Here is a 23041-nt window from a genome sequence, read left to right on the forward strand (position 1 = left end):
ACGGTCGACCGGGCGCACGCTGACGCGGACGGTCAGTCGCGGTTGGGGGCCGACCGGTCGAACTGCAGGCCGGCCTCAAACCGTAAACCGCGACGCTTGACCCAGCGCACCTCAGCCTCCTCAGGAATCGCCAGGCTTCCGGGGATCTCAACAATGACGAGCGATCCCGGTTGCAGGCGGTGGCGCAGCGAGAGCCGACAGCCGCCGAAACCGATGTCCTCGACCACTGCGGTGAGCGTTGTGGGGTCCGTGGGCGATGGCTGGTCAGCGACCTGTACGACGACGGCGCCCTGGGAGCCGTCGGTCAGACCACCGACGGCGCGTTCGGTCGATCTCTCCCGTGCCCGTTGGAGGGCCGATTCGATCTCCACCAAGGCAACAGGGTGCAAGATGGCCTGGGCGCCGCTGGCTACCCGCACCTGGGACCGTCGCCAGGGCGCGCGGGCGCGGGAGGCTCCGCGCACCGCCCGCCAACCTGCGGTTACGAGGAGTGCCTTTTCCTCCTCGTCTCCTCGGACCCAATTCGGTGACTCGGTGATTACACGCACCAATTCCACGGTCTGCTGCGGAGTGAGCGGATCAAACCGAAAGCCGACGTTGACCCCTTGAGGCGTGGTGGCTATCCAGCTTCCGGTTCCGCGCAGGGCTCCGATGTCAGGCAACCGCAGAGCGGTGACCGCGGAGGTCTGCGAGGCGAAAACGTCAGGTTCCAGCCGATCGGACCAGGGAATCGTCACCCGCGCGCCCGTGAGACTGAGATCGACAAGGACTCCCGGGTGACTCCCGATTCGCTGGAATTCGGCGGTCACCATCGTCCCCATGCGTGTGCGCTCGGCCGACCGCAGACGGGGGCGCTCCACACAAAGGGCGACCGACAATGCCAGGCCGACAACGAAGTACAGGCACCAGAAGACATTGATGAACAGAGCGGCGGTGCCGGCGAGCTGTGGAGAAAAGACAAAAGCGTTGAGCAGGCCGATTGCCGAGAGCGCCAGCAAAACCAGGTGGGGGAGCGCGATCCGCCAGTGGAATACCTGCCGCTGCAAGCCCACCCCCTTGGGGGTGACGTTGAACGCCTTGACCTTCAGTCCGAGTGTTTCGGCCGCGGCGGAGAAGGCGATGGCGGGGGTCAGCGCCAACTCGTAGATGTTGCTCCACGAGTGGCTCCGTCGCCGGCCGACGACGATGACGAAGCGCATCGTGACGCAGAGGTACGACGGGAGCCAGAAAACGATCAGAGCCTCCACGCTCGTGTCCAGTGCGGTGACTCCGAATAGCAGGAACAGGATGGGCGCCAGGATGTAGATCAGCTTGAACACGCCGAAGTGCCTGTACACGACCGCGTCGGAATACAACCACCGTTGCATGGGAGTGAGGCCCGGCAGCGTCAACGGGTTCCACTTTCGAGCGGTCTGGATATTCCCGCGACACCACCGGTCGCGCTGCTTGAGCATGTCGGCAAGATTCTCGGGGGCCAGACCTGCGGCGATGATCTCCGGCACGAACTCGGTCCGGTACTTCGCCGCCTGGATGAGCATGCCGGTGGCGAGGTCTTCAGTTATCACGCCGACCGCGAATCCTCCGATCGTCTCCAGCGCCGTGCGTCGGAAGACGGTGTTGCTTCCGACATACATCACGGCGTTGAATCGGGACTTGCCGCCCTGGAGGGTGCGCATGAAGAAGTCCTGCTCGTTCGGCAGGGCCTTGCCGGAAAAGAGGTTGTACTGAAACGGGTCCTCGTTGTAGAACGCCTGCGGTGACTGGACGAATCCCAGTTTTTCATCCTGAAAACGGCCCACGGTGTGTTCCAGGAAATCGGGTCGCGGCACCATGTCTGCGTCCAGGGTCACGATCAATTCGCCTTCGCTCAGGCCGAGCGCGTTGTTCAGGTTGCCGGCCTGGGCGTGCGCGTGGTCCTCCCTGGTGACGTGGGTTGCCCCGTATTGCTCGGCCAGCTGACGCACTTCGTCTCGTCCGCCGTCGTGCACACGAAGATTCGCACGGCATCGCGTGGGTAGCGCATGCTCACAGCACCGGCGATCGTCATGCGGAGCATGGACACGGGTTCGTTGTAGGTAGCGATGAATACGTCGACGCTGGGGAGCTTGTCCGCCCGTGGCAGCCACACACTTCCTCCGGAGTGCGGCCGCCACAAGGTCGCATAGACCGTCACGGACTGGGCAAAACCGATGACCTCGACAGCCAGCAAGACCAAACCGGTAGCCGCGTCCCACCACGCATCCGTCGGAATAGTGAAGAACACTCGCCAGACCAGATAGATGAGCCGGACGACGAGGCTGGTCACGATTGCGGTCCGGTGCCCGAATCCGGGTCGTTTCCGGGAGACGATCCAGAGGGTCTCCATGATGGCCAGAACGACCGCCGGGTAGACAAACATCCACTGCCAGTTTTGCAGGATCATCGCACTTCCCCCGGTCGATCCTGGGACAAAACCTAGCAGCAACGATTGACCGGCAGGAGGTCTTGCGCGTCGCGTCTACGACTTGATGAAGGGGCGCTACTCTTCAAGTACGGTCTGGTGAGGGAGTCACCCAGCCCCTGGCGAATCCAGGCAGGTACCCCCTGATCGCGGGACTGGTCGGCGGCATCCCTGCGGGATACCGTTTTCTTTTATCTATTACATTTCGAGTGCGGATTCAACCTGCTGCAGGTGCTCGCGGTTCGTGCAGCGATTCACAAACCAGGGGAGGTTCGCGTGGCCAGCCTCACCGAGATCCTGATCCTGCATGGCCTGCTGCCGATCGAGCACCTCGACACGCTGATGGCCGGCGATCCCGCCGACGAGACCGCCGTGCGCGCTCTGGTCGACTCCGGCGTCATCTCCGAGATCCAGTTCGCCAAGGCCCGCGCCGAACAGGCCGGCCTGCCCTTCGTGGAACTGCTCGAGTACCCGGTCGACCGGCTGGCCGTCTCGCTCGTCTCCCCGGCCATGTCCCGACGCCACCAGGTGCTGCCGATCACGATCGAGGCCGGCCGCCTAGTCGTCGCCATGGTCGACCCGGGCAACGTCTTCGCCATCGACGATGTGCGCGAGGCCGCGAAGATGCGCGTCATCCCGGTCGTCGCCGAGCGTGGCGACCTGCTCGCCGCGATCGCCCGCTACCACCGCGCCGACGACGAGCTCAGCAACCTCACCACCACCATGGAGGAGGAGCAGGCCCCGGTCGAGTCCAACTCCTTCGGCGTCTCCGACTCGATCGACGACGACGCGCCCATTGTGCGTTTCGTCAATCTCCTGGTCAGCCAGGCAATCCAGGACAAGGCCTCGGACATCCACATCGAGCCCGGCGAACACAACCTGCGCGTGCGCTACCGCATCGACGGGGTGCTCCACGAGATGCAGCGCGCGCCGAAGAGCATCCAGAACGGCGTGATCTCTCGGCTGAAGATCATGAGCGACATCGACATCGCCGAACGGCGCAAACCGCAGGACGGCCGCATGTCGGTCAGCCACGGCGGCCGCCAGATCGACCTGCGCGTGGCGACCCTGCCCACGGTGTGGGGTGAGAAGATCGTTATGCGAATCCTGGACAATTCGAGCACTACCATGAGCCTGCACGACCTGAACCTGCTCGGCTACAACTACGAGGCCTACAAGAAGTCGTACTCGAAGCCCTACGGGATGATCCTGGTCACCGGACCCACCGGCTCGGGCAAGTCGACCACCCTGTACACGACCCTGCACTCCGTCGCCCGGCCCGAGATCAACGTGATCACGGTCGAAGACCCGGTCGAGTACCGCATGAAGGACATCAACCAGGTGCAGGTGAACCCGAAGGCCGGGCTCACCTTCGCCAGCGCGCTCCGCAGCATCCTGCGCAGCGACCCGGATGTCGTGCTGCTGGGTGAGATCCGCGACCACGAGACCGCGCAGATCGCCATTGAGGCGTCGCTGACCGGGCACCTCGTGCTGTCGACCTTGCATACCAACGACGCACCTAGCGCGATCACCCGGCTCACGGAGATGGGCATCGAGCCGTTCCTGGTCGGCTCCGCCTTGGACTGCGTGGTCGCCCAGCGGCTGGCCCGCCGCCTCTGCGATCGCTGCAAGGCACCCTGCGAGTACTCTGCCGAGCACCTGGTGGGCCTGAAGTTCGGCTTCGACCCGCTCCTGCCGCTGCCGACGCTGTTCCAGCCGGTCGGCTGCCAGAACTGCTCGAAGACCGGGTATCGGGGCCGCATCGCGGTGCACGAGGTCATGACCGTGTCCGAGAGCATCGAGCGCCTTGCCGTGGACCGCGCCTCGAGCGCGGACATCGGCCGGGCCGCGCGTGCGGAGGGCATGATCACTCTCCGTGAGGACGGGTGGGAGAAGGTCCGGATGGGCTTGACCTCGATCGAAGAGATTTTGCGAGTCGTTGCATAGCGCTCGCGCATGCCGAAGGGGATAACTGAATGGACAAGCCGATTTATGAGATTCCAGCGATCAAGCCGGGGGAGAGCGTCTCCTGGTGGGACCCGACCCCGGTCGACGAGTCCAGCCGCACCGACGTCGACGCGGATGACGACGCGCTCGTCGACGCCGACCAGCTCGACGCCGACCAGCTTGACGCCCTGCGCGACCCGTCGGCGCAGCCGCGAACCTCGAAGTACGACACGCTCCTGATCGACACCGGGGAGCCGCAGACTGGCCCCCTCACGGTGTCATCACCGGCATCCGGCGACGAGCGGCTCTACCAGCCAGGCTCGCGCCATGTGCCGACCGGCCGTCGCGCCGCTATCGCGACCGAGCCGGCCGACACCGGCGTACCCGCGCGCGCGCCGACCCCAGCGCAAATCGGCCCCGATGGACGTCAGGCCGACCCTGACCTGATCGATGCGCTCACCCTGGTGCTCGAGCTCGAGGCCTCCGACCTGCACATCACCGTCGGCGCACCGCCGACCATCCGAATTGACGGAGCCCTGCGCCCGATCGAGGGTCTCGACGTCTGGATGCAGGACAAGGTCAACGCAGCCCTGTACAGCATCATCTCCATCGGCGACCGGGTGCGGTTCGACGAGGAACGCGAACTCGACTTCGCCTACACGGCGGTCGGTGCCCGGTTCCGGGTGAACTTCTACCACCAGCGCAACTCGATCGGTGCCGCCTTCCGGCTCATTCCGCGCGAGATCAAGCCGCTGAAGCAACTCGGTGTTCCCGAGTCGGTCGGCAAGTTCTCGCTGCTGCCTCGCGGCCTCGTGCTCGTCACCGGTCCCACCGGTTCCGGCAAGTCAACCACCCTCGCAGCTATGGTCGACCTTGCCAACAGCACCCGCCCCGACCACATCGTCACGGTCGAGGACCCGATCGAGTTCCTGCACAAGCACAAGAAGTCCCTGGTGAACCAGCGTGAGGTCGGCCACGACACGCACAGCTTCGCCGCCGCGCTCAAGCACGTGCTGCGCCAGGACCCCGACATCATCCTGATCGGCGAGCTCCGCGACCTCGAGACCATCTCGGTGGCGCTGACCGCCGCCGAAACCGGCCACCTCGTCTTCGCCACCCTGCACACGCAGGATGCCGCCCAGACCATCGACCGCATGATCGACGTGTTCCCGCCGCACCAGCAGGGCCAGATCCGCACCCAGCTCGCGGCAACGCTCCGCGGTGTGGTCTGCCAGACCCTGGTCAAGAAGGCCAACGACAAGGGCCGCGTGGTCGCCACCGAGATCCTTGTGACCACCCCGGCCATCGCCAACCTGATCCGCGAGGGAAAGACCCACCAGATCACCTCCATGATGCAGGCTGGCGGCGCGGACGGCATGCACACCATGGACCAGCACCTCGCCGACCTCGTCGACTCGGGCCAGATCACCCGCCAGTCGGCCATGGACAAGGCTCACGACATGGAAAGCCTGAATCAGCTGATCAAGCGCACCGGTGCCCCGGCCGGCAACCCCGGGCAACCGATGGACGACGACGGGGCCGGACACGATGGCACCTACTCGATTCCCCGCCGCTGATGGCCACCGCACAAGTCTGGGCCTACGTCGGCCGCGACAGTACAGGGAAGACTGTCAAAGGCAAACTCGATGCCTTGAGCGAGACCGCCGTGGTCAGCCGCCTCGGCGCCTTGGGTATTTCGCCCGTCTCGATCAAGGAAACAGGTGAAGGCACCGGCCTGAACCGCGAGTTCTCGATCCCCGGGTTCACGAAGGGCGTCGGGCTGAAGGACCTCGCGATCATGAGCCGCCAGATGGCGACCATGATTGGCTCGGGACTTTCCTTGCTGCGTACGCTCAATATCCTCGCCGAGCAGACCGAGAGCAAGCCACTCGCCAAGATTCTCACTCAGGTGAGGGACGACGTGGAGACTGGAATCTCGATCTCCGCGGCCTTCGGCAAGCACAGCCGCGAGTTCCCGCCGATCATGATCAATATGGTGAGAGCTGGGGAGACGGGCGGTTTCCTCGACCGGGCCCTGGAATCGATCGCGGCCAACTTCGAGAAGGAAGTTAAGCTGCGAGGCACCATCAAGTCCGCGATGACCTATCCGGTGATCGTGCTGATCATGTCGCTCGCTTCGGTGATGATCATGCTCATCTTCATCGTGCCGATCTTCGAGGACATGTTCAAGGGCCTCGGCAGCGGGTTGCCAATTCCGACGATGATCCTGGTCAACCTCTCGCACTCGATGGTCTTTGTGGGACCTGTCCTCGTCGTGGTCATCGTTGCCTTCAGCATCTGGTGGAACAAGAACAAGCACACCGACCGGGTGCGCAAGGCAGTCGATCCGGTCAAGCTCAAGCTGCCGGTTTTCGGCAGCCTGCTCAAAAAGATCGCGGTCGCCCGCTTCAGCCGGAACTTCGCCAACATGATCGGTGCCGGCGTACCCATTCTGCAGGCGCTCAAGATCGTCGGCGAGACCTCCGGCAACTGGGTCATCGAAAACGCTCTCGCCGAGGTGGCCGACTCCGTTCGTCAGGGCCAGTCGATCTCGGCCCCGCTCCTTGCCCAGCCGGTTTTTCCGCAGATGGTCACCCAGATGATCGCCGTCGGCGAGGATGCCGGTTCGCTCGAGACCATGCTCAACAAGATTGCCGACTTCTACGACCAGGAGGTCGAGTCTTCGACCGAGCAACTCACGGCGGCCATCGAGCCGCTGATGATCGCCTTCCTGGGCGTCATCATCGGTGGCATGGTCATCGCTCTTTACATGCCTATTTTCAGCATTGCGAGTGCAATCAAATAGTCGACCGCAGCGGGATCGCGTGCACTTAAGCTATATGCAAAAATCTCCAAATCACCATCCCCATGACTGGGGGTCGGAGAAATGTAAAATACCCCTCATTCTCGGGTCACTGCTGATATTTATCTGCGAATATGATCAGAGTCCGATCGGGCCCTACGGCCGGTTCACTGACACCAATCGAATGGATTACACCGTGCTCGCTCGTAGCCTCGCCGCCCTCAACCGCCGCCGCAACCACCTTGATGAGAACGAAAAGGGCTTCACCCTGATCGAGCTCCTCGTCGTCGTCATCATCATCGGCATCCTCGCCGCGATCGCCATCCCGGTATACCTGGGTGTTCAGAACAATGCGAAGGACAGCGCCGTGCAAACGGACGTGGGGAACGCGAAGATCGCCATCATCGCAGTGCAAACTCGGACGGGCTCTCTTCCGACAACTGCCGCCGACATCGCCACGAAGATCACGGCGGCAGACGGATACACGTTCAGCACTACAAACGAGGCAACAGGCAAGAAGATCACGTACACGGCGACTGCCAGCACGTTCTGCATCGCGGCCAATAGTGTTTCTGGACAACTTTTCTATGCAACCGATGCTCTGGGCGTCTCCGTGGCAGCGAACGCGGCTGCTCTCGTTTCTGCGGGCTGCGTCGCTCCGTAGTCCCGGTTTGAGGTGGGGCGCCGCCAGCGGCGCCCCACGGCCTTTCGTGCTCCATGAATGCCGATGACGCAGCCCCGATGCCCGCAACAGGGGTGAACTCTGAAACCTATTCGCGAATCCCATGGGCGTGCATGGTCCTCTCGTTCAGGGCCCTCCCTCGTGGTGAAGGTGGTCGCGGGTGCATGATCCCTCGTGCAATGTCCATCCATGCCAACCAATCGACGAGCTCTACGACTCTTGGGGAGGCCAAACGTGAAACTCATCCGCGTCCGGACCTTTCGTTCCGATACTCGTGACCTCGGCTTCAGCCTCATTGAGATCATGGTCGCCATGATGCTCCTCGCGGTGCTGGCGCTGGCAGTCCTGCCGACGCTCGTTACCGGCCTCAGGACTGCGGCGACCAACACGACGCTTGCGACGTCCACGGGCCTGGTCAACCAGCAGCTCGAAGACGCGCGTTCCCGCACTACCTGCGGCGCACTGGCTGCACCTCCATTCAGTGCGACAGACACGCGCGGTGCAGTGCTGACCGTGACGCGCTCGGTGGCAAGTTGTCCGGTCGGAGGCTACCCGCGAGCAATCTCCGTGTCTATTTCCGTCACGCGTGCAGCAACGGGCGTAACAGTCTCGTCGGCCAGAACTCTGGTTTATGTGGAGGGACCATGACGATGGAGCCGCACACCAGGTCTGAGGATGGCTTCACCCTCATCGAGCTCTTGGTTTACTGCATGCTCTTGGTCATCGTGGTTGCCATCGCGAGCGGGATGCTCATCACCGTGATGAAAACCTCCACGACGGTCACTGCGATGAACGACACCACCACCTCCGGCCAACTCGCGGTCGACTCGATTGATTCGAGCATCCGCAACTCATCAGACTTCCAATTGACGAACCCGAGTGGAACAGACCAGCTCCTCATTACGCGTACGGCATCCACAGCTGCCGGGCCTATCACCTGGAGTTGTATGGCGTGGTACTACTCCGCAGCGGGCAAGGGGAGCATCCGTTCGCTGAGGTCTACGACGACGATTGTTCCGCCGACGGCCGCCGCCCTGGCCACGTGGACGCTCCTGGACGATGGCGTCAGCCCCTTGAGCGGAACGGCCATTTTCAGTACTACCTCAAATCAGGTCACCGTGAGTTTCAAGGGTGCGTCTGCCAACCAAACGCCCATCGGAATCACAAGTGCGGCAGTCAGCCGTGCCGGAGCATCAGGGAGCCCAGCATGCTACTGAACCGACGACGCACCGGCCGCGCATCCGCCGATGAAAGCGGATCTGCTCTCGTCGTGGTCCTCGGAGTCATGGCTGTGGGGTTGATTCTCACCACCCTGGCGGTGAATTCGGTCGTTCACGGACTCGGATACACGACGGCCACCCGCGCGGGAGTTCAGTCGCAGGGTAGCGCAGAGGCCGGCGTGGCCGCGGCCCGTGCCGGTCTGTATCCGGATGCAACGACGCATGTGAACAACTGCGCCACGCAACCGACGCCAGCACAATACGTCTCCACAGCAGCTCCGGCCTTTGCATCACTCGTCGAACAGTTCGATGCCACCGGATGGCACACCGGTTGCCCGACGATAACGACCACTCAGGTCCGGATCACGTCCACCGGCAGCGCGCAGGCACAAGGAGTCGCCGGACAGACCTCGGGGAACACCAGCAAGGTCGAGGCCGTGGTGAAGTGGCTGGTGCCGGGCCCGGTTCCGAGCGGTGTCGGAATGTATCTGTACGGCGGCGGAACCGTCGAGGCCAATTCGTCTCTAGACCTCTCGGAGAGCACCAGCGCTGGCCTGATGATTAAGAACGGCGACTTCTTCTGTGACAAGAACAACACCGTGATCAACGGTAGCGTTCTGATAAATGGGAACCTCACGTTCAATAAGACTTGCAGCGTGAACGGCAGCGCATGGGTCACGGGTAGTGCCAGCCTGGGTTCCGGCAACATCGCGCATGACCTTACGTCGGGCAGCGTGACCCCGAACCCCCCAGGGGCGACCCGTGTTGGGGGCGTATACACCCAGATCATCGGAACGACCGTAATGCCGACGGTTCCCAAGTGGGCCGAGGTGGGCTACGCCCCTTCTGACTGGCGTGATCCCACCGGTCTTCCCTACGAAGTGAAACCACTGGTTGGCTGTGCCCTCCCGAATGGCACTTTGGGCGGAACGATACTCGGCAAGCCGGTCATAATCAACGCGCTTGCCTGCCCAAGCGGTCCAACAGCGAGCAACAACACCACTGTGCAACTTACGAGCGACGTGGTCATCTTCGGCGAGAAGTTCGGCTGGGATGGAGTCAATTCTCTGACCTTTACCTCCTCGTCGAGCGCAGCGCACCGGATTTGGTTCATCACCCCCGACTACACAGCGGGGAACACGCCGACCTGTAACAACCCTGCTTTGCCCGGTTTCGATGCGGCCAAGCCCAGTCAGGGCAATTTCACCGTGAATAATGGCTTTGCGATCACCGCCCCCATCGAAGCTTTCCTCTATACGCCGTGTGCATTCGAGGGAAAGAACGGTTTCACCTGGGACGGGCAGCTCTACACAGGCTCATACAGTTGGGTTAAGAACAATCCGGGTTTTACCTTCTCGCCGATGGGAATTGCGGGCGTCGATCTGAGCACCGGTGACAGCATTCCCCCCATCGACTATCCGAAACCCGGTACCGTTGTGTCCATTCGCGATCTGACAGGCCCCTGACGTGCCCGTGATCCTCGTCGGCGCGTTCGGGCTCCTCATTGGTTCATTTCTGAATGTAGTGATTTTCCGAGTTCCTGCCGGTCGCTCGCTCATCGCACCGGCGAGTGCCTGCGGATCATGCGGTACGCCGATCCGCCCTTGGGACAACGTTCCAGTACTCTCGTGGATCTTTCTGCGGGCCAGGTGCCGCGATTGTGGTGCCTCGATCTCTTTGCGCTACCCGCTCGTCGAGCTGGGCACCGCGTTGTTCTTCGCAACAGTGGCTTTCCGGTTCGGCCCCGGATTGGTGGGGCCCGTGGGCCCAATTAACGCGTTGATAATTCTTCCTGCATTCCTCTACTTCGCTTCGATAAGTGTTGCGCTAGCCCTGATCGACCTCGACACCCACCGCTTGCCGAATTCTCTTGTACTCCCCTCATACGTCGTGGGTCTTGTGCTCCTCGGCGCGGCGGGGGGTATCGGCAATGACTTGGGGCCAATCCTCCGGGGTGCGCTAGGCCTCTGCATTCTCTGGGCTGTCTATCTCGTCCTCGCGCTGGCAGTCCCGGGCGGTATGGGATTCGGCGATGTGAAGCTAGCGGGCGTGATCGGACTCTTCCTCGGTTACCTCGGCTGGGGTGAACTCGCCGTCGGCGCGTTCGCCGCATTCCTGCTAGGCGGGATCTTCGCACTGGGTCTGGTGGCCGCGAAACGTGCCAATCGCAAGAGCGCAATCCCATTTGGCCCGTGGATGTTGGCCGGAGCGTGGGTCGGAGTCTTTTTCGGGGCCACGGTGTGGGACGGTTACCTGAACCTACTCGGAATGGCATAGCAATGGAGCAGTTGACGATCAGCGAGGGAGCGGACACATGGCAACGAGCGTCGTAGGCATCGACATCGGCAGCAGTTCGCTGCGCGCCGTGGAGGTCGGAGGCCAGGGGAAGGCCAAGCCCACTCTCCTGCGCTACTACGAAGTCGACCTGCCAGCAGGAGCGGTCAGTAGCGGCGAGGTTGTCGAGCCGAACACCGTGGCCGCGGCACTGAAACAGCTCTGGTCAGCGGGCGGCTTCAAGTCGACCGACGTGATCCTCGGCATGGGCAACCAGCGCGTGCTTGCACGGGACCTGACGGTGCCGAAGATGTCGCTCGCGCGCATCCGGGAATCTCTTCCGTTCGAAGTGCAGGAAATGCTGCCCGTTCCCGTCGCGGAGGCAGTGCTCGACTTCTACCCAATCGCCGAAACCACGGGAGAAAACGGACCGATGGTTCGTGGCCTTCTGATCGCAGCCGTCAAGCAGGCTGTGCTCGCAAATGTCAATGCCACCCAACTGGCCGGCCTCACGACGGTCGACGTCGACTTGATTCCGTTCGCCCTTAGCCGCGTGCTCTTGTCCCGACCAGGCGTGGTCGGCACCGTTGCCCTCGTCGACATCGGAGCCAGCACGACCAGCGTGGTCATCGCCACCGACGGCGTTCCCCAGTTCGTGCGCATCATCGCCACCGGGGGAGAAGACATCACCCAGGCGATTCTTCGAGATCTCGGGGGCGAGGGCGAGCCCGCCGAAACCGTGAAGTGCCGCCTCGGCCTCGCAACCGGCCAGGTAGACGCCTCGGACAAACATGCCGTCGAGATCGTCTACCGCGTCGCTAGCGAGCAACTCTCGAGCCTGCGCAATACCATCAACTATTTTGTCAATACCCGCCCAGCGGATGCCGTGCACAGCATCGTGCTGAGTGGGGGAGGAGCCCAATTGCGTGGTTTGCCCGAGGCCCTTGCCGAAATGACGCGACTCCCGGTGGAAATGGGCGACCCTTTCGTGTCCGTCACGCTCGCCAAAGGAATTGACGCCGAGGAAGTCCGCAAGTTCGGTTCTGCACTCACCGTGGCGCTCGGCCTCGCCCTGGGTCGTGCCGAATGAGCCGGGTGGATAAGAACGCACCTCTAATTATCGGAGGCGAGCCCCGAGTCGACCTGCTCCCGCCGGAAGTGCACACGGCGCGCGCGGTAAAGGTCGTACGTCGGCGTCTTGGCCTTGGCGTCATCGGGGTCGTTCTCATCACGCTCGTCGCAGCCGGTGCGGCGACGGCGTTGTCGATCCAGGCGCAGCAGCAACTTGCTGACGAGCAATCGCGCACGACCGGTCTACTTGCCGAACAGTCCAAGTATCTGGAAGTGCGCACCGTTCAGCGTCAGGTCAGCCAGGTGCAGGCGGCCCAGCAGGTGGGGGTGTCGACCGAGATTGACTGGAAGAAGTATCTCGAGGGCGTTCAGGCCATTCTACCGGCCAGCGTGACGATCGAGACCGTCGCAATTGATTCGGCCACTCCCCTCACCCTTTATGCGCAGCCGACCGCCCCGCTCCAGGGCCCCCGAGTAGCGACAGTGGCGTTCACCGCGAAGAGCACAGTGCTTCCCGATGTGCCCACCTGGCTGACGTCGCTGGCAACCTTGCCGGGGTTTGCCGATGCACTGCCGGGATCGGTGGTCCTTGATAAGGCCACTGGCACCTACACGGTGAACATCACCATGCACGTAAACGACGCTGCCTACGCCCAGCGCTTCGTCACTGAGGGGAAGTAATCGTGAACAAGAACAGGCTGTGGATGATCGCATCTGTGCTCGTCATGGTGCTCGTGCTCCTGCTCGGCGTCGTGCTGGGGGTGCAACCCCAACTGGCATCGGCCGCGGCCGCTGACGAACAGCGCGCCAGTGTCGAAGCATCGAACGCCGGGCAGGCCACGGTGCTCGCCCAACTCAAAAAGGACTTTGCGGGGATTGACAAGCTCAAGACCGAATTGGCGCCGCTGAGCGATTCAGTACCGCGCGGCACCGAGATGCCAGCCTTCGTGAACCAGCTTGACGCGCTCTCCGGCGCATCCCAGGTGACCCTCACCGGGATCACCGTCGCCGACGCAGTGCCCTACGCACCCGTTGCCGCGCCGGTCGTCGCTGCGCCCGCGGCGAAGGAAGGTGAGGCCGCGACTCCGACTCCGAGCGCCGCGCCTTCCACCGCCGGTGTGCCTCCGGTGACCAATTCCTCGATCACGGCCGAGAATTTCGCCTCGTTGGCCCTGACCGTGACGGTGTCCGGGAGCTACGGGAATGCCCTCAACTTCGTGAACGGCCTGCAGACCGGCAAACGGCTCTTCCTCGTCTCGGGGCTGAGCACATCGAAAGACGCGGTGGCCGGCCGCGGGGCCGACACCGTCGTCGCCACAATCACTGGCCTCGTCTACGTGCTCGTCCCGCCGGCAACGGCAGCGGCCAGCGCAGCCAAGTAGCCGCTCCGGCTCTCGAGTTTGGCTGTAGCCCGGCTCCGCAACCAGACTCCGCGCTCCGCTTCCCCGGCGCGGCGCGCGCATTGCTATGGTTGCTGCAGAGAACTAAGGCCGCCAGGCCCGTGAGGAGTGCAGGATGAGCGACACCACGCCCAACGACGGCAACACCAACCCCGACACGGATGCCTCGGCAACCACCCCCGGACGCCACGAGACCGGCCCCGTCGGCCTCGACGCCGAAACGGCCCGCCGCGAGGCCGACGCCCGCGACGGCGCGGCACCCGCGGCATCCGCCCACCCGGCCGAGCCGGTCGGCGAGCCGATCTCCTACGACGCACCCGACGCCGCCACCCAGGCGTACGCGCCCGCGCCGGTCTCCGCCGACTCGGTCAAGCGCGACACCTACGTGCCAGCTGCCACGGTCGGGACCGGGGCCGCCACGCTCGCCAGCGACGACTCGCCCACCCGTGAACAGCCGGCCCCGCACACCCAGCAGGGAGAGCCGGTTCGCACGGACGCGCCCGCGACCACCGCCGCCCCGGTGAACACCACCGTGCAGCCGCCGCTCTACATCCAGGCGCCCACGCCGCCGAAGTACAAGGGCAACCGCGGGGTGGGCATCCTGATCGTGCTCCTCGGCACGGCCGTCTTCGCCGCCCTCTACGCCCTCGTCGCCTTGGCGCTCTCCGGCATCGGCAGCGGTTCACTCAACGACACCACGGCCAAGTTCACCGACTTCATCGTGCTGCCGATCTTCTACGTGCCGGTGATCTTCTTCTTCCTCGCCTTCGTCTTGTTGGTGGCGATCGTCAACCGTGGCGGCTGGTGGGCCTATGTGCTCTTCGGCTTCCTCGTGGCCGTCGTGGTCTACTTCTCCTACATCGGCGCAGCCCTGCTCAGCGTGCAGGCCTGGAACTTCACCCCCGATGAGGCCTACCGCTTCGTCAGCCAGCAGTGGCTGAACCCCGGCGCGATCGCCGCCGCCGTCGTGGCCCGCGAGGTGCCGATCTGGACCGGTGCCTGGATCGCCCGCCGAGGTCGCTCGGTCACCGCCCGCAACGCCACGACCAAGGCGGACTACGACCGCGTGCTCGCCGACGGACCGCAGGGCATGCGCTCGAATTGAGCCACACTGGCAGTGCGGTGCTCCTCCGTTGGGGCGGAGCACCCCGCGTCGCCAGGGGCGGTGTTAGAAGGAAACGGGGAAGGGCGCATAGGCTCGTCGCCCCTCCGCCACCTCCCGGTTGAGCTTCAGCAGACGCGCCAGAATCTGGGCAGGGTCGGCCGAGATCGACGGTTCCCAGCCATACGCGCCGGCCACCGCTTCGTCGAGGCGCCGGTGTAACTCCGCGAGATCGGGGTTGTCCTCGGGCCAGCTCAGGCCGTACAGCGTGCTCAGGCCCACGTCGCGTTCCCGGCAGAGTTCACTCCGCCGCCGGTACAGTGCAACGCAGGCTGCCGAAACGGCGTCCCGGTGGCCGCCTTCGACCGGATCCGGCCAGGGGAAGGTTGCCAGGGCGGCAGTGGGCGTGTTGCGCAGGTCGCCCTCCAGCGTGCTCGACCGGGCCCAGGTGTCGTAGGCGCCCGAGAGCAGTATGCCCATGCTGTAGTCGTCGTCCCCGGCAAAGATCATGGTCGAATTGCTGGCCACAATCCACGGGTGCACCCACGCGACAAGCATCCGCTTTCCGAGTGATCCGAGCACCGCATACCGTGCCAGCGGCTCGAGCGCTGCCCGCATGGGAAGCCGAGGCCGGCCGAAAAGCCACCAGCGGGTTCGGAAGCTCTCATCCGAGTTGGTGTCGCGCTCCGGCTTGACCCGCTCCTGAACTATCGCGAGCGCGCGCGGAAAACCTTCCGCCTCTTCCAGTTCTCGCTGGCCGAAGTCGATGATCCACCGACCCGATCGCTGGCGGGGATCGTCGGCCAGGTCTTCACTGGTCAGGTAGGGCCGCAGCACATCGGAATACGAAATGGACCAATCGCCCAGAACCGCCCGGGCCTCTTCGCGTTCAAGGATGAATCCCTTGCCGACAGGCGTCGGGCTCTGGAAGAACGTGCCGCGATTGGCGGCCAGGGCAATCGGGCGCCATTCGGGCTCGGGCTCGGGCGCCGGTGTGAGGGCGTGTCCGGGCTCGGGTGTGATGGCGAACTCGAGGGCTGCAGAATCAGGGCGGCTGAGGTGCTTGCCGACCAGGGCATTCGCGGCTCTGTTCCCCACCGCCTCAAACTCGCCATCGCCGGCCGTGCCGGCGGGCACGAGCAGATGGCGCGGCGCTGGGTCATCCACCCCGGGCTCCGCGCCGGCCGTGGCCGAGTGTTCAGTCGTTCGGGGCAGGGTATTCGCGCTACGGAACAGGTTCACGTTCAGTCCTCCGCCCGGCCAGAGGCAACCGCAACGACCGCAGTGCCATTATGGGACAGAGTAGTCGGTGGAAACAGCACGCGCCTGCCCCCAAACGCGCAACCGCTTCGGGTGGCCCGGCTAGGCTCGCACGAGACGCAGGAAGGGAGAGCAATGCGGGATTACCAGAAGTACGCGACGGTCGTCGCCGTCTTCGCGACGGTGCTCTACGCCGCACTGACCATCGCCGCGTTTGGCATGATCAGCCTGCTCGCCGACCGGGACGTCATCACCGACCCGAATGCCGGCCCGCTCGTCGGCCCCAGCATGACCGCCGCCGCCGCGCTGGTGGTGTTCATCCTCATGCTCCTGCTTGGCCTCCGCACCCGGCCCGAGAACCAGCGCATCGCCGTCGGTTACTCCCTCGGTACGGGGTTCGTCGCGTTCGTCTCCTTCCTGCTCGTCGGCGCCTTTCTCTTCGCGTTGAATGCCGAGCTTCCGGCCGACAGTATCTCCTTCGCGGGGTCCCTGTTCGTGGGCCCGTTCGCGGCGACCGCCGGCATCCTCGGGTTCATCGTCACCCTGCTGTATTCGATGGTCCTCGCCTCGCGGATGCCGGAACGCGGCCGACCGTTGTGGCCGTGGGAGCGACGCGGCGACTGAAGCCGCACTCCGGAGTCACTCTGCGCGAAACTTTTCAGCCGTGCGGCGAGGCAATCGGCTATTCTTGTCGTCCATGGACGGATCCATCGAGTCACGCGTCAGCCATGAGGTTGACAACTGGTTGCGTTGGCTCCCACGCTGGCGTCCGGGCACTCACCGTGGCCGCGCCCGCCTCTGCCGCACCTGCTTCGGCTCGCCGGTCATCGTCGCTGCCGGCTTGGCCACGGATGTCCCGCACGCCGTGCAGCACGCTCTCGCCATGCGCGTGAAGCTCGTCATCGATGCCGCCGTCGACGAATACACCGAGCTCAACCTGCCCGTGCTCAGTCGTGAGATCCACCTCAATGAGGAGCGCAAGGCGGCCGCGAGCTACCACCCCGCCGAGGGCCTCGACCCGGAGTACAAGGGCCTGGACCTCGACCCGCCCACCGCCACGGATGCGCCGTATCTGTTCACCTTCGCCGAACTCGCCCGGCCCGACCAGGCCGCTGCCGCCGCAGCCGCGCCGCCGCCGCTGACGGCGGAGGAGAAGACGGCCATCCGCACCGAGCTGAAACTCGCCGACGAGCACGCGGCCCTGATCGGCAGCCGGGTCTGTGCCGAACTGTTCCGGCACCGTGACCGGATGCGCCGGGCCGTCACCGATTTCGTCGAACCGTGGGTGCTGGCCCTCCTCGCCGATCTCGACACGGCGCTCGATTCGCCGCTCTGGCCGCGCAGCATCTGAACATCGGCTGAACGAACCCGTCAGAGCCTGTAATCCATTTGACCGGGCAGCCACTGCCGAGTTAGTATTTCGAGGTGTGCGCTTTGTCGTGCGCTTGAGTCATGCCACCGCGATACCCTCGTGCTGCAACTTAGGCGCGCCGATACGGCACGCATACAGGGTTTGCTCTCCGAGCAGCCCCCACGGCATACCCACCTCAGCAACCGGAACGTGTTCCGGTCGTGCAGGCGGGTCCAGATGAACTCGGTTCGGCCGGAAACGTGCCCGATTCGAATGCTACCCATCAATGAGCTGTCACCGTGCAGCAATATCAAGGAGTAATTAGTGCCCACCATTCAGCAGTTGGTCAGAAAGGGACGCAGCCCCAAGGTCACCAAGACCAAGGCTCCCGCCCTGAAGTCCAACCCCCAGCAGCGCGGCGTATGCACCCGTGTCTACACGACCACCCCGAAGAAGCCGAACTCGGCTCTGCGCAAGGTCGCCCGCGTCAAGCTGTCCAACGGCACAGAGGTCACCGCCTACATCCCCGGCGAGGGTCACAACCTGCAGGAGCACTCGATGGTGCTCGTCCGCGGTGGTCGGGTCAAGGACCTCCCCGGTGTTCGATACAAGATCGTTCGCGGCGCACTGGACACCCAGGCCGTCAAGAACCGCAAGCAGGCTCGTAGCCGCTACGGCGCCAAGATGGAGAAGAAGTAATGCCTCGTAAAGGCCCAGCGCCCAAGCGTCCCGTTATCGCTGACCCGGTATACGGCGCCCCCATCGTCTCCCAGCTCGTCAACAAGATCCTCCTCGACGGCAAGAAGGGCCTCGCCGAGCGCATCGTTTACGATGCACTCGAGGGCGTCGTTGCCAAGAATGGTGCGGATGCCGTTGTCACGCTGAAGAAGGCGCTCGACAACGTGCGCCCCACTCTCGAGGTGCGTTCGCGCCGCGTCGGTGGTTCCACCTACCAGGTTCCGGTCGAAGTCAAGCCGCACCGCGCCAACACCCTGGCCCTGCGCTGGTTGACCAGCTACGCCAAGGCTCGTCGCGAGAAAACCATGACTGAGCGCCTCACCAATGAAATCCTCGACGCGTCCAACGGCCTCGGTGCCGCTGTGAAGCGCCGCGAAGACACGCACAAGATGGCCGAGGCGAACAAGGCCTTCGCTCACTACCGCTGGTAGTCGCGTTCCGGCGATCGTGCCGCCCAGGTGACCGAGTCGCCCAGGTGATCGAGCTTGTCGAGATCAGATCTCCACAGGCTCGATCAGCGGGGTTCGATCACCCCGGCACGATCGCCGGATGCCCTGTTTCGCCCCCAACCACAAAATTTCCGGAGGACCCCCGTGGCACTTGACGTGCTCACCGACCTGAGTAAGGTCCGCAACATCGGCATCATGGCTCACATTGATGCTGGCAAGACCACCGTCACTGAGCGCATCCTGTACTACACGGGTGTCAATCACAAGATCGGTGAGACGCACGACGGTGCCTCGACCATGGACTGGATGGCGCAGGAGCAGGAACGTGGCATCACCATCACGTCTGCCGCGACGACCTGTTTCTGGGCTGAGAACCAGATCAACATCATCGACACCCCCGGCCACGTTGACTTCACCGTCGAGGTGGAGCGTTCGCTCCGCGTCCTCGACGGCGCCGTCGCCGTGTTCGACGGCAAGGAGGGCGTTGAGCCCCAGTCCGAGACCGTCTGGCGCCAGGCCGACAAGTACGACGTGCCCCGCATCTGCTTCGTCAACAAGATGGACAAGCTCGGCGCCGATTTCTTCTACACCGTCGACACGATCGTCAAGCGCCTCGGCGCGAAGCCGCTCGTCATCCAGCTGCCGATCGGCGCCGAGAACACCTTCGAAGGTGTTGTCGACCTCGTCGAGATGCGTGCACTGACCTGGCGCGGCGACTCCAAGGGTGACGTCGAGATGGGCTCCAAGTACGCCATCGAAGTGATCCCGGCCGACCTCGTCGACCAGGCCGCCCAGTACCGCAAGCTCCTCCTCGAGACCGTCGCCGAAACCGACGACGACCTCATGGAGAAGTACTTCTCCGGCGAAGAGCTCACCGTCGCCGAGATCAAGGGCGCCATTCGCAAGCTCACGGTCAACAGCGAGATCTACCCGGTGCTCTGCGGCTCGGCGTTCAAGAACCGCGGCGTCCAGCCGATGCTCGACGCCGTCATCGACTACCTCCCCACCCCGCTGGACGTGCCCGCCATTGAGGCGCACGACCCGCGTGACGAGGAGAAGGTCATCATGCGCCACCCCGACGCGACCGAGCCCTTCACGGCTCTCGCGTTCAAGGTTGCCGTGCACCCGTTCTTCGGTCGCCTGACCTACGTTCGCGTGTACTCCGGCCACCTCGACTCCGGTGCCCAGGTCATCAACTCGACCAAGGGCAAGAAGGAGCGCATCGGCAAGATCTTCCAGATGCACGCCAACAAGGAGAATCCGGTGGCCTCCGTGACCGCCGGTCACATCTACGCGGTCATCGGCCTCAAGGACACCACCACGGGCGACACGCTGTGCGACCCGCACGCGCAGGTCGTGCTCGAGTCGATGACGTTCCCTGACCCGGTGATCGAGGTTGCGATCGAGCCCAAGACCAAGCAGGACCAGGAAAAGCTGGGCCTCGCGATCCAGAAGCTGGCCGAAGAAGACCCGACCTTCCGCACCGAGCAGAACCAGGAAACTGGTCAGACGGTCATCAAGGGAATGGGCGAACTGCACCTGGACATCCTCGTCGACCGGATGCGGCGTGAATTCAACGTCGAAGCCAACGTCGGCAAGCCCCAGGTCGCATACCGCGAGACCATCCGCAGGGCGGTCGAGCGTCACGACTACACGCACAAGAAGCAGACCGGTGGATCCGGGCAGTTCGCGAAGATTCAGATCGCGATTGAACCGCTCGAGATCACCGCCGAGAAGAGCTACGAGTTCGTAAACAAGGTCACGGGTGGCCGCATCCCCAGGGAATACATCCCCTCGGTGGACGCAGGAATCCAGGACGCGCTGCACGTTGGCGTCCTGGCCGGCTACCCGATGGTTGGCGTCAAGGCAAGCCTGCTTGACGGCGCCGCACACGACGTCGACTCCTCGGAGATGGCGTTCAAGATTGCCGGATCGATGGGCTTCAAGGAAGCCGTTCGTAAGGCAGACCCGGTTCTGCTCGAGCCGTTGATGAGTGTCGAAGTACGCACGCCTGAGGAATACATGGGTGACGTAATCGGCGACCTCAACTCGCGCCGCGGTCAGATCCAAACCATGGAGGACGCAAGCGGTGTGAAGGTAATTCGCGCCCATGTTCCACTCTCGGAGATGTTCGGCTACATCGGTGACCTGAGGTCCAAGACCTCCGGCCGCGCAGTGTACTCGATGACTTTCGAGAGCTATGCGGAGGTCCCGAAGGCTGTAGCCGAAGAGATCATCCAGAAGAACAAGGGCGAATAGCCTGGGGCCTTCGGGCCCAAATCGCTTAGGCCTCCCGGCCCGAGTAGCATAAGTACACAAATCCAGCAGGTTCACCGGCCGCAAACCAGCGGGCGGTGAAGCCTAGAGTCCTGAGGAGGACCCACAGTGGCCAAGGCCAAGTTCGAGCGGACCAAGCCGCACGTAAACATCGGAACGATCGGTCACGTTGACCACGGAAAGACCACGCTGACTGCAGCGATCTCCAAGGTCCTGGCCGACACGTTCCCGTCCAAGACGAACGTTCAGCGCGACTTCGCGTCGATCGACTCTGCTCCGGAAGAACGCCAGCGCGGTATCACGATCAACATCTCACATGTCGAGTACGAGACCGAGAAGCGTCACTACGCACACGTTGACGCACCGGGCCACGCTGACTACATCAAGAACATGATCACCGGTGCTGCCCAGATGGACGGCGCGATCCTCGTGGTTGCCGCCACCGACGGCCCGATGGCTCAGACCCGTGAGCACGTTCTGCTCGCGAAGCAGGTCGGCGTGCCGTCCCTGCTCGTCGCACTGAACAAGTCCGACATGGTTGACGACGAAGAGATCCTCGAGCTCGTCGAGCTCGAGGTTCGCGAACTTCTCACCGCGCAGGGCTTCGACGGCGACAACGCTCCCGTCATTCGCGTTTCTGCTCTCAAGGCCCTGGAAGGCGACCCGAAGTGGGTCGGCAACATCCTCGAGCTGATGACGGCCGTCGACGAGTACTTCCCTGAGCCCGTCCGCGACAAGGACAAGCCCTTCCTGATGCCGATCGAGGACGTCTTCACGATCACCGGTCGTGGAACCGTCGTCACCGGCCGCGCCGAGCGTGGAACCCTCAAGATCAACTCCGAGGTCGAGGTTGTCGGCATCCGCCCGACCATCAAGACCACGGTCACTGGGATCGAGATGTTCCACAAGCAGCTCGATGAGGCATGGGCCGGCGAGAACTGTGGTCTTCTTCTTCGTGGCACCAAGCGCGAAGACGTCGAGCGCGGCCAGGTTGTCGTCAAGCCGGGTTCGGTCACGCCGCACACCGACTTCGAGGGCACCGCGTACATCCTGTCAAAGGAAGAGGGCGGCCGTCACAACCCGTTCTACGCGAACTACCGTCCGCAGTTCTACTTCCGCACCACGGACGTCACCGGCGTCATCACGCTGCCCGAGGGCACCGAGATGGTCATGCCCGGCGACACCACCGACATGAACGTCGCGCTGATCCAGCCGATCGCCATGGAAGAGGGCCTCGGCTTCGCCATTCGTGAAGGTGGCCGCACCGTCGGCGCCGGAACGGTCACGAAGATCGTCAAGTAGTTCCTTTCGCAGCGCGGTCACTCCGGTGATCGAGCGTGTCGAGATCAGGGGCCAGTCCTTCGGGACTGGCCCCTTTTTTTCACGCCACCGGCCCAGCGCGCTCCTCGGGCACCCCGGTCCTCAAGCAGCCACCTCTGCGAACAAGCCTTCGCGCGGTGATCGAGCCTGTCGAGTTGTAGGGGCGCTTCGCGCCCGTGTGCTGGGCGAAAGCATCGGCCTTCTTAGGAGATCTCCCCGCCTCCCGCCCCGCCCCACGCGGAGTTAGAGCGGTCCCGGTGATCGAGCCGGTGGAGATCCGGCCCGTCCCCGACGCCCCTCCCCAGCAGTCCTTGCGCTCCTCACCCGACTCCTCTACTTTGAGTTCGGCACCAACGACAAGGCCCAGACAGGAAGAAGACGATGGGACTCGAAGGCATCACCAAGAAGGCAGATGACTTCCTGGGCGACAACAAAGTCCAGGACGCCCTGAACAGTGACCAGGCCGAGGACATCAGCGACACGCTGCTCGGCGGAGTCGCCGACCTGGCCAACAAGGTCACCGGCGGCAAGGTCGAGGAACAGATCGAGGGTGCCCGCGCCGCCGCCGACGAAAAAGTAGGCGACGAGTAGTCCGCTGGCCCTCTTCACGAAAGGCCTCCCAGCCGAGCGCGCCAGATTCGCCCTTGCGCGCCAGGGGCGTAGCGGCTCAATTGGCGCGCTCGGTCTCTGGAGAGATCGCTCACAGG

At 63.9% G+C, this 23041-nt stretch carries 22 protein-coding genes; 19 read left to right on the plus strand and 3 right to left on the minus strand.

Annotated elements, in window-relative coordinates; all coding sequences use genetic code 11:
* Nucleotides 1–32: 32 nt before the first annotated feature.
* Nucleotides 33–1964, minus strand: coding sequence for a glycosyltransferase family 2 protein (locus E3O19_RS11575; RefSeq protein ID WP_134567782.1), 1932 nt, complete (start codon nt 1962–1964; stop codon nt 33–35).
* Complete coding sequence (locus E3O19_RS11580) at nt 1886–2422, minus strand: hypothetical protein (RefSeq protein ID WP_134567783.1); 537 nt, start codon at nt 2420–2422, stop codon at nt 1886–1888. Before E3O19_RS11580 ends, E3O19_RS11575 begins: the two co-directional genes overlap by 79 nt.
* Before the next feature lie 294 nt (nt 2423–2716).
* On the opposite strand from E3O19_RS11580, the gene E3O19_RS11585 reads away from it, so the two are divergent.
* From E3O19_RS11585 to E3O19_RS11640, 12 genes are all read left to right on the plus strand, one after another.
* Entirely contained in the window at nt 2717–4387 is a 1671-nt protein-coding gene (locus tag E3O19_RS11585) for a GspE/PulE family protein (RefSeq protein ID WP_134567785.1), read from the plus strand.
* A gap of 29 nt (nt 4388–4416) precedes the next feature.
* The gene (locus E3O19_RS11590) at nt 4417–5964 is read left to right on the plus strand and encodes a type IV pilus twitching motility protein PilT (protein WP_241981345.1); all 1548 of its coding nucleotides are present in this window, start codon (nt 4417–4419) and stop codon (nt 5962–5964) included.
* Nucleotides 5964–7193, plus strand: a complete 1230-nt coding sequence (locus E3O19_RS11595; protein WP_134567787.1) for a type II secretion system F family protein — start codon at nt 5964–5966, stop codon at nt 7191–7193. The genes E3O19_RS11590 and E3O19_RS11595 overlap by 1 nt, the downstream gene beginning before the upstream one ends.
* Before the next feature lie 181 nt (nt 7194–7374).
* Entirely contained in the window at nt 7375–7854 is a 480-nt protein-coding gene (locus tag E3O19_RS18590) for a type IV pilin protein (RefSeq protein WP_198413898.1), read from the plus strand.
* Between the two features lie 252 nt (nt 7855–8106).
* Complete coding sequence (locus E3O19_RS11605; RefSeq protein WP_166804552.1) at nt 8107–8520, plus strand: prepilin-type N-terminal cleavage/methylation domain-containing protein; 414 nt, start codon at nt 8107–8109, stop codon at nt 8518–8520.
* A 2-nt stretch (nt 8521–8522) separates the two neighbouring features.
* Nucleotides 8523–9089: a PulJ/GspJ family protein gene (locus tag E3O19_RS18855; protein ID WP_420898608.1), complete on the plus strand. Its 567-nt coding sequence runs from the start codon at nt 8523–8525 to the stop codon at nt 9087–9089.
* The gene (locus tag E3O19_RS11615) at nt 9080–10558 is read left to right on the plus strand and encodes a hypothetical protein (protein ID WP_134567792.1); all 1479 of its coding nucleotides are present in this window, start codon (nt 9080–9082) and stop codon (nt 10556–10558) included. Before E3O19_RS18855 ends, E3O19_RS11615 begins: the two co-directional genes overlap by 10 nt.
* Nucleotide 10559: 1 nt before the next feature.
* A complete protein-coding gene (locus tag E3O19_RS11620; protein ID WP_134567794.1) occupies nt 10560–11369 on the plus strand; it encodes a prepilin peptidase in 810 nt (269 codons plus the stop codon).
* Nucleotides 11370–11406: 37 nt separating this feature from the next.
* Entirely contained in the window at nt 11407–12456 is a 1050-nt protein-coding gene (pilM, locus tag E3O19_RS11625) for a type IV pilus assembly protein PilM (RefSeq protein ID WP_134567796.1), read from the plus strand.
* A 5-nt stretch (nt 12457–12461) separates the two neighbouring features.
* Complete coding sequence (locus E3O19_RS11630; RefSeq protein ID WP_241981347.1) at nt 12462–13118, plus strand: hypothetical protein; 657 nt, start codon at nt 12462–12464, stop codon at nt 13116–13118.
* 2 nt (nt 13119–13120) lie between these two features.
* Nucleotides 13121–13819: a hypothetical protein gene (locus E3O19_RS11635; protein ID WP_134567799.1), complete on the plus strand. Its 699-nt coding sequence runs from the start codon at nt 13121–13123 to the stop codon at nt 13817–13819.
* A 133-nt stretch (nt 13820–13952) separates the two neighbouring features.
* Nucleotides 13953–14942, plus strand: coding sequence for a tripartite tricarboxylate transporter TctB family protein (locus E3O19_RS11640; RefSeq protein WP_134567801.1), 990 nt, complete (start codon nt 13953–13955; stop codon nt 14940–14942).
* Between the two features lie 63 nt (nt 14943–15005).
* Here the strand turns inward: E3O19_RS11640 and E3O19_RS11645 are convergent, their stop codons facing one another.
* Complete coding sequence (locus E3O19_RS11645; protein ID WP_134567803.1) at nt 15006–16181, minus strand: DNA methyltransferase family protein; 1176 nt, start codon at nt 16179–16181, stop codon at nt 15006–15008.
* A 153-nt stretch (nt 16182–16334) separates the two neighbouring features.
* Between E3O19_RS11645 and E3O19_RS11650 the strand changes: the two genes are divergently transcribed.
* The 7 genes from E3O19_RS11650 (at nt 16335) to E3O19_RS11680 (ending at nt 22925) form a co-directional block, all read left to right on the plus strand.
* Entirely contained in the window at nt 16335–16823 is a 489-nt protein-coding gene (locus E3O19_RS11650) for a DUF6121 family protein (protein WP_134567805.1), read from the plus strand.
* Nucleotides 16824–16896: 73 nt separating this feature from the next.
* Entirely contained in the window at nt 16897–17550 is a 654-nt protein-coding gene (locus tag E3O19_RS11655) for a spermidine/putrescine ABC transporter substrate-binding protein (protein ID WP_134567807.1), read from the plus strand.
* 324 nt (nt 17551–17874) lie between these two features.
* Nucleotides 17875–18249: a 30S ribosomal protein S12 gene (rpsL, locus tag E3O19_RS11660; protein ID WP_055811472.1), complete on the plus strand. Its 375-nt coding sequence runs from the start codon at nt 17875–17877 to the stop codon at nt 18247–18249.
* Nucleotides 18249–18719 carry a 30S ribosomal protein S7 gene (gene rpsG, locus E3O19_RS11665; protein WP_066597688.1) on the plus strand — a complete coding sequence of 157 codons (471 nt, stop codon included), beginning with the start codon at nt 18249–18251 and terminating at the stop codon, nt 18717–18719. Before rpsL ends, rpsG begins: the two co-directional genes overlap by 1 nt.
* Before the next feature lie 162 nt (nt 18720–18881).
* Nucleotides 18882–20996: an elongation factor G gene (gene fusA, locus E3O19_RS11670; RefSeq protein ID WP_134567809.1), complete on the plus strand. Its 2115-nt coding sequence runs from the start codon at nt 18882–18884 to the stop codon at nt 20994–20996.
* A 126-nt stretch (nt 20997–21122) separates the two neighbouring features.
* The gene (tuf, locus tag E3O19_RS11675; RefSeq protein WP_134567811.1) at nt 21123–22316 is read left to right on the plus strand and encodes an elongation factor Tu; all 1194 of its coding nucleotides are present in this window, start codon (nt 21123–21125) and stop codon (nt 22314–22316) included.
* 399 nt (nt 22317–22715) lie between these two features.
* Complete coding sequence (locus E3O19_RS11680; protein WP_134567813.1) at nt 22716–22925, plus strand: Rv0909 family putative TA system antitoxin; 210 nt, start codon at nt 22716–22718, stop codon at nt 22923–22925.
* Nucleotides 22926–23041: the final 116 nt, after the last annotated feature.

Origin of the sequence: Cryobacterium algoritolerans (assembly GCF_004402785.1) — a bacterium.
GTDB lineage: Bacteria > Actinomycetota > Actinomycetes > Actinomycetales > Microbacteriaceae > Cryobacterium > Cryobacterium algoritolerans.

What these genes read in the sequence shown, in the direction of transcription:
- E3O19_RS11640 (WP_134567801.1), top strand. Translation starts at nt 13,953, where the DNA reads ATGAGCGACACCACGCCCAACGACGGCAACACCAACCCCGACACGGAT.
- E3O19_RS11650 (WP_134567805.1), top strand. Translation starts at nt 16,335, where the DNA reads ATGCGGGATTACCAGAAGTACGCGACGGTCGTCGCCGTCTTCGCGACG.
- E3O19_RS11680 (WP_134567813.1), top strand. Translation starts at nt 22,716, where the DNA reads ATGGGACTCGAAGGCATCACCAAGAAGGCAGATGACTTCCTGGGCGAC.
- E3O19_RS11615 (WP_134567792.1), top strand. Translation starts at nt 9,080, where the DNA reads ATGCTACTGAACCGACGACGCACCGGCCGCGCATCCGCCGATGAAAGC.
- rpsG (WP_066597688.1), top strand. Translation starts at nt 18,249, where the DNA reads ATGCCTCGTAAAGGCCCAGCGCCCAAGCGTCCCGTTATCGCTGACCCG.
- E3O19_RS18590 (WP_198413898.1), top strand. Translation starts at nt 7,375, where the DNA reads ATGGATTACACCGTGCTCGCTCGTAGCCTCGCCGCCCTCAACCGCCGC.
- E3O19_RS18855 (WP_420898608.1), top strand. Translation starts at nt 8,523, where the DNA reads ATGGAGCCGCACACCAGGTCTGAGGATGGCTTCACCCTCATCGAGCTC.
- E3O19_RS11655 (WP_134567807.1), top strand. Translation starts at nt 16,897, where the DNA reads ATGGACGGATCCATCGAGTCACGCGTCAGCCATGAGGTTGACAACTGG.
- E3O19_RS11590 (WP_241981345.1), top strand. Translation starts at nt 4,417, where the DNA reads ATGGACAAGCCGATTTATGAGATTCCAGCGATCAAGCCGGGGGAGAGC.
- E3O19_RS11595 (WP_134567787.1), top strand. Translation starts at nt 5,964, where the DNA reads ATGGCCACCGCACAAGTCTGGGCCTACGTCGGCCGCGACAGTACAGGG.
- E3O19_RS11580 (WP_134567783.1), bottom strand. Translation starts at nt 2,422, where the DNA reads ATGATCCTGCAAAACTGGCAGTGGATGTTTGTCTACCCGGCGGTCGTT.
- pilM (WP_134567796.1), top strand. Translation starts at nt 11,407, where the DNA reads ATGGCAACGAGCGTCGTAGGCATCGACATCGGCAGCAGTTCGCTGCGC.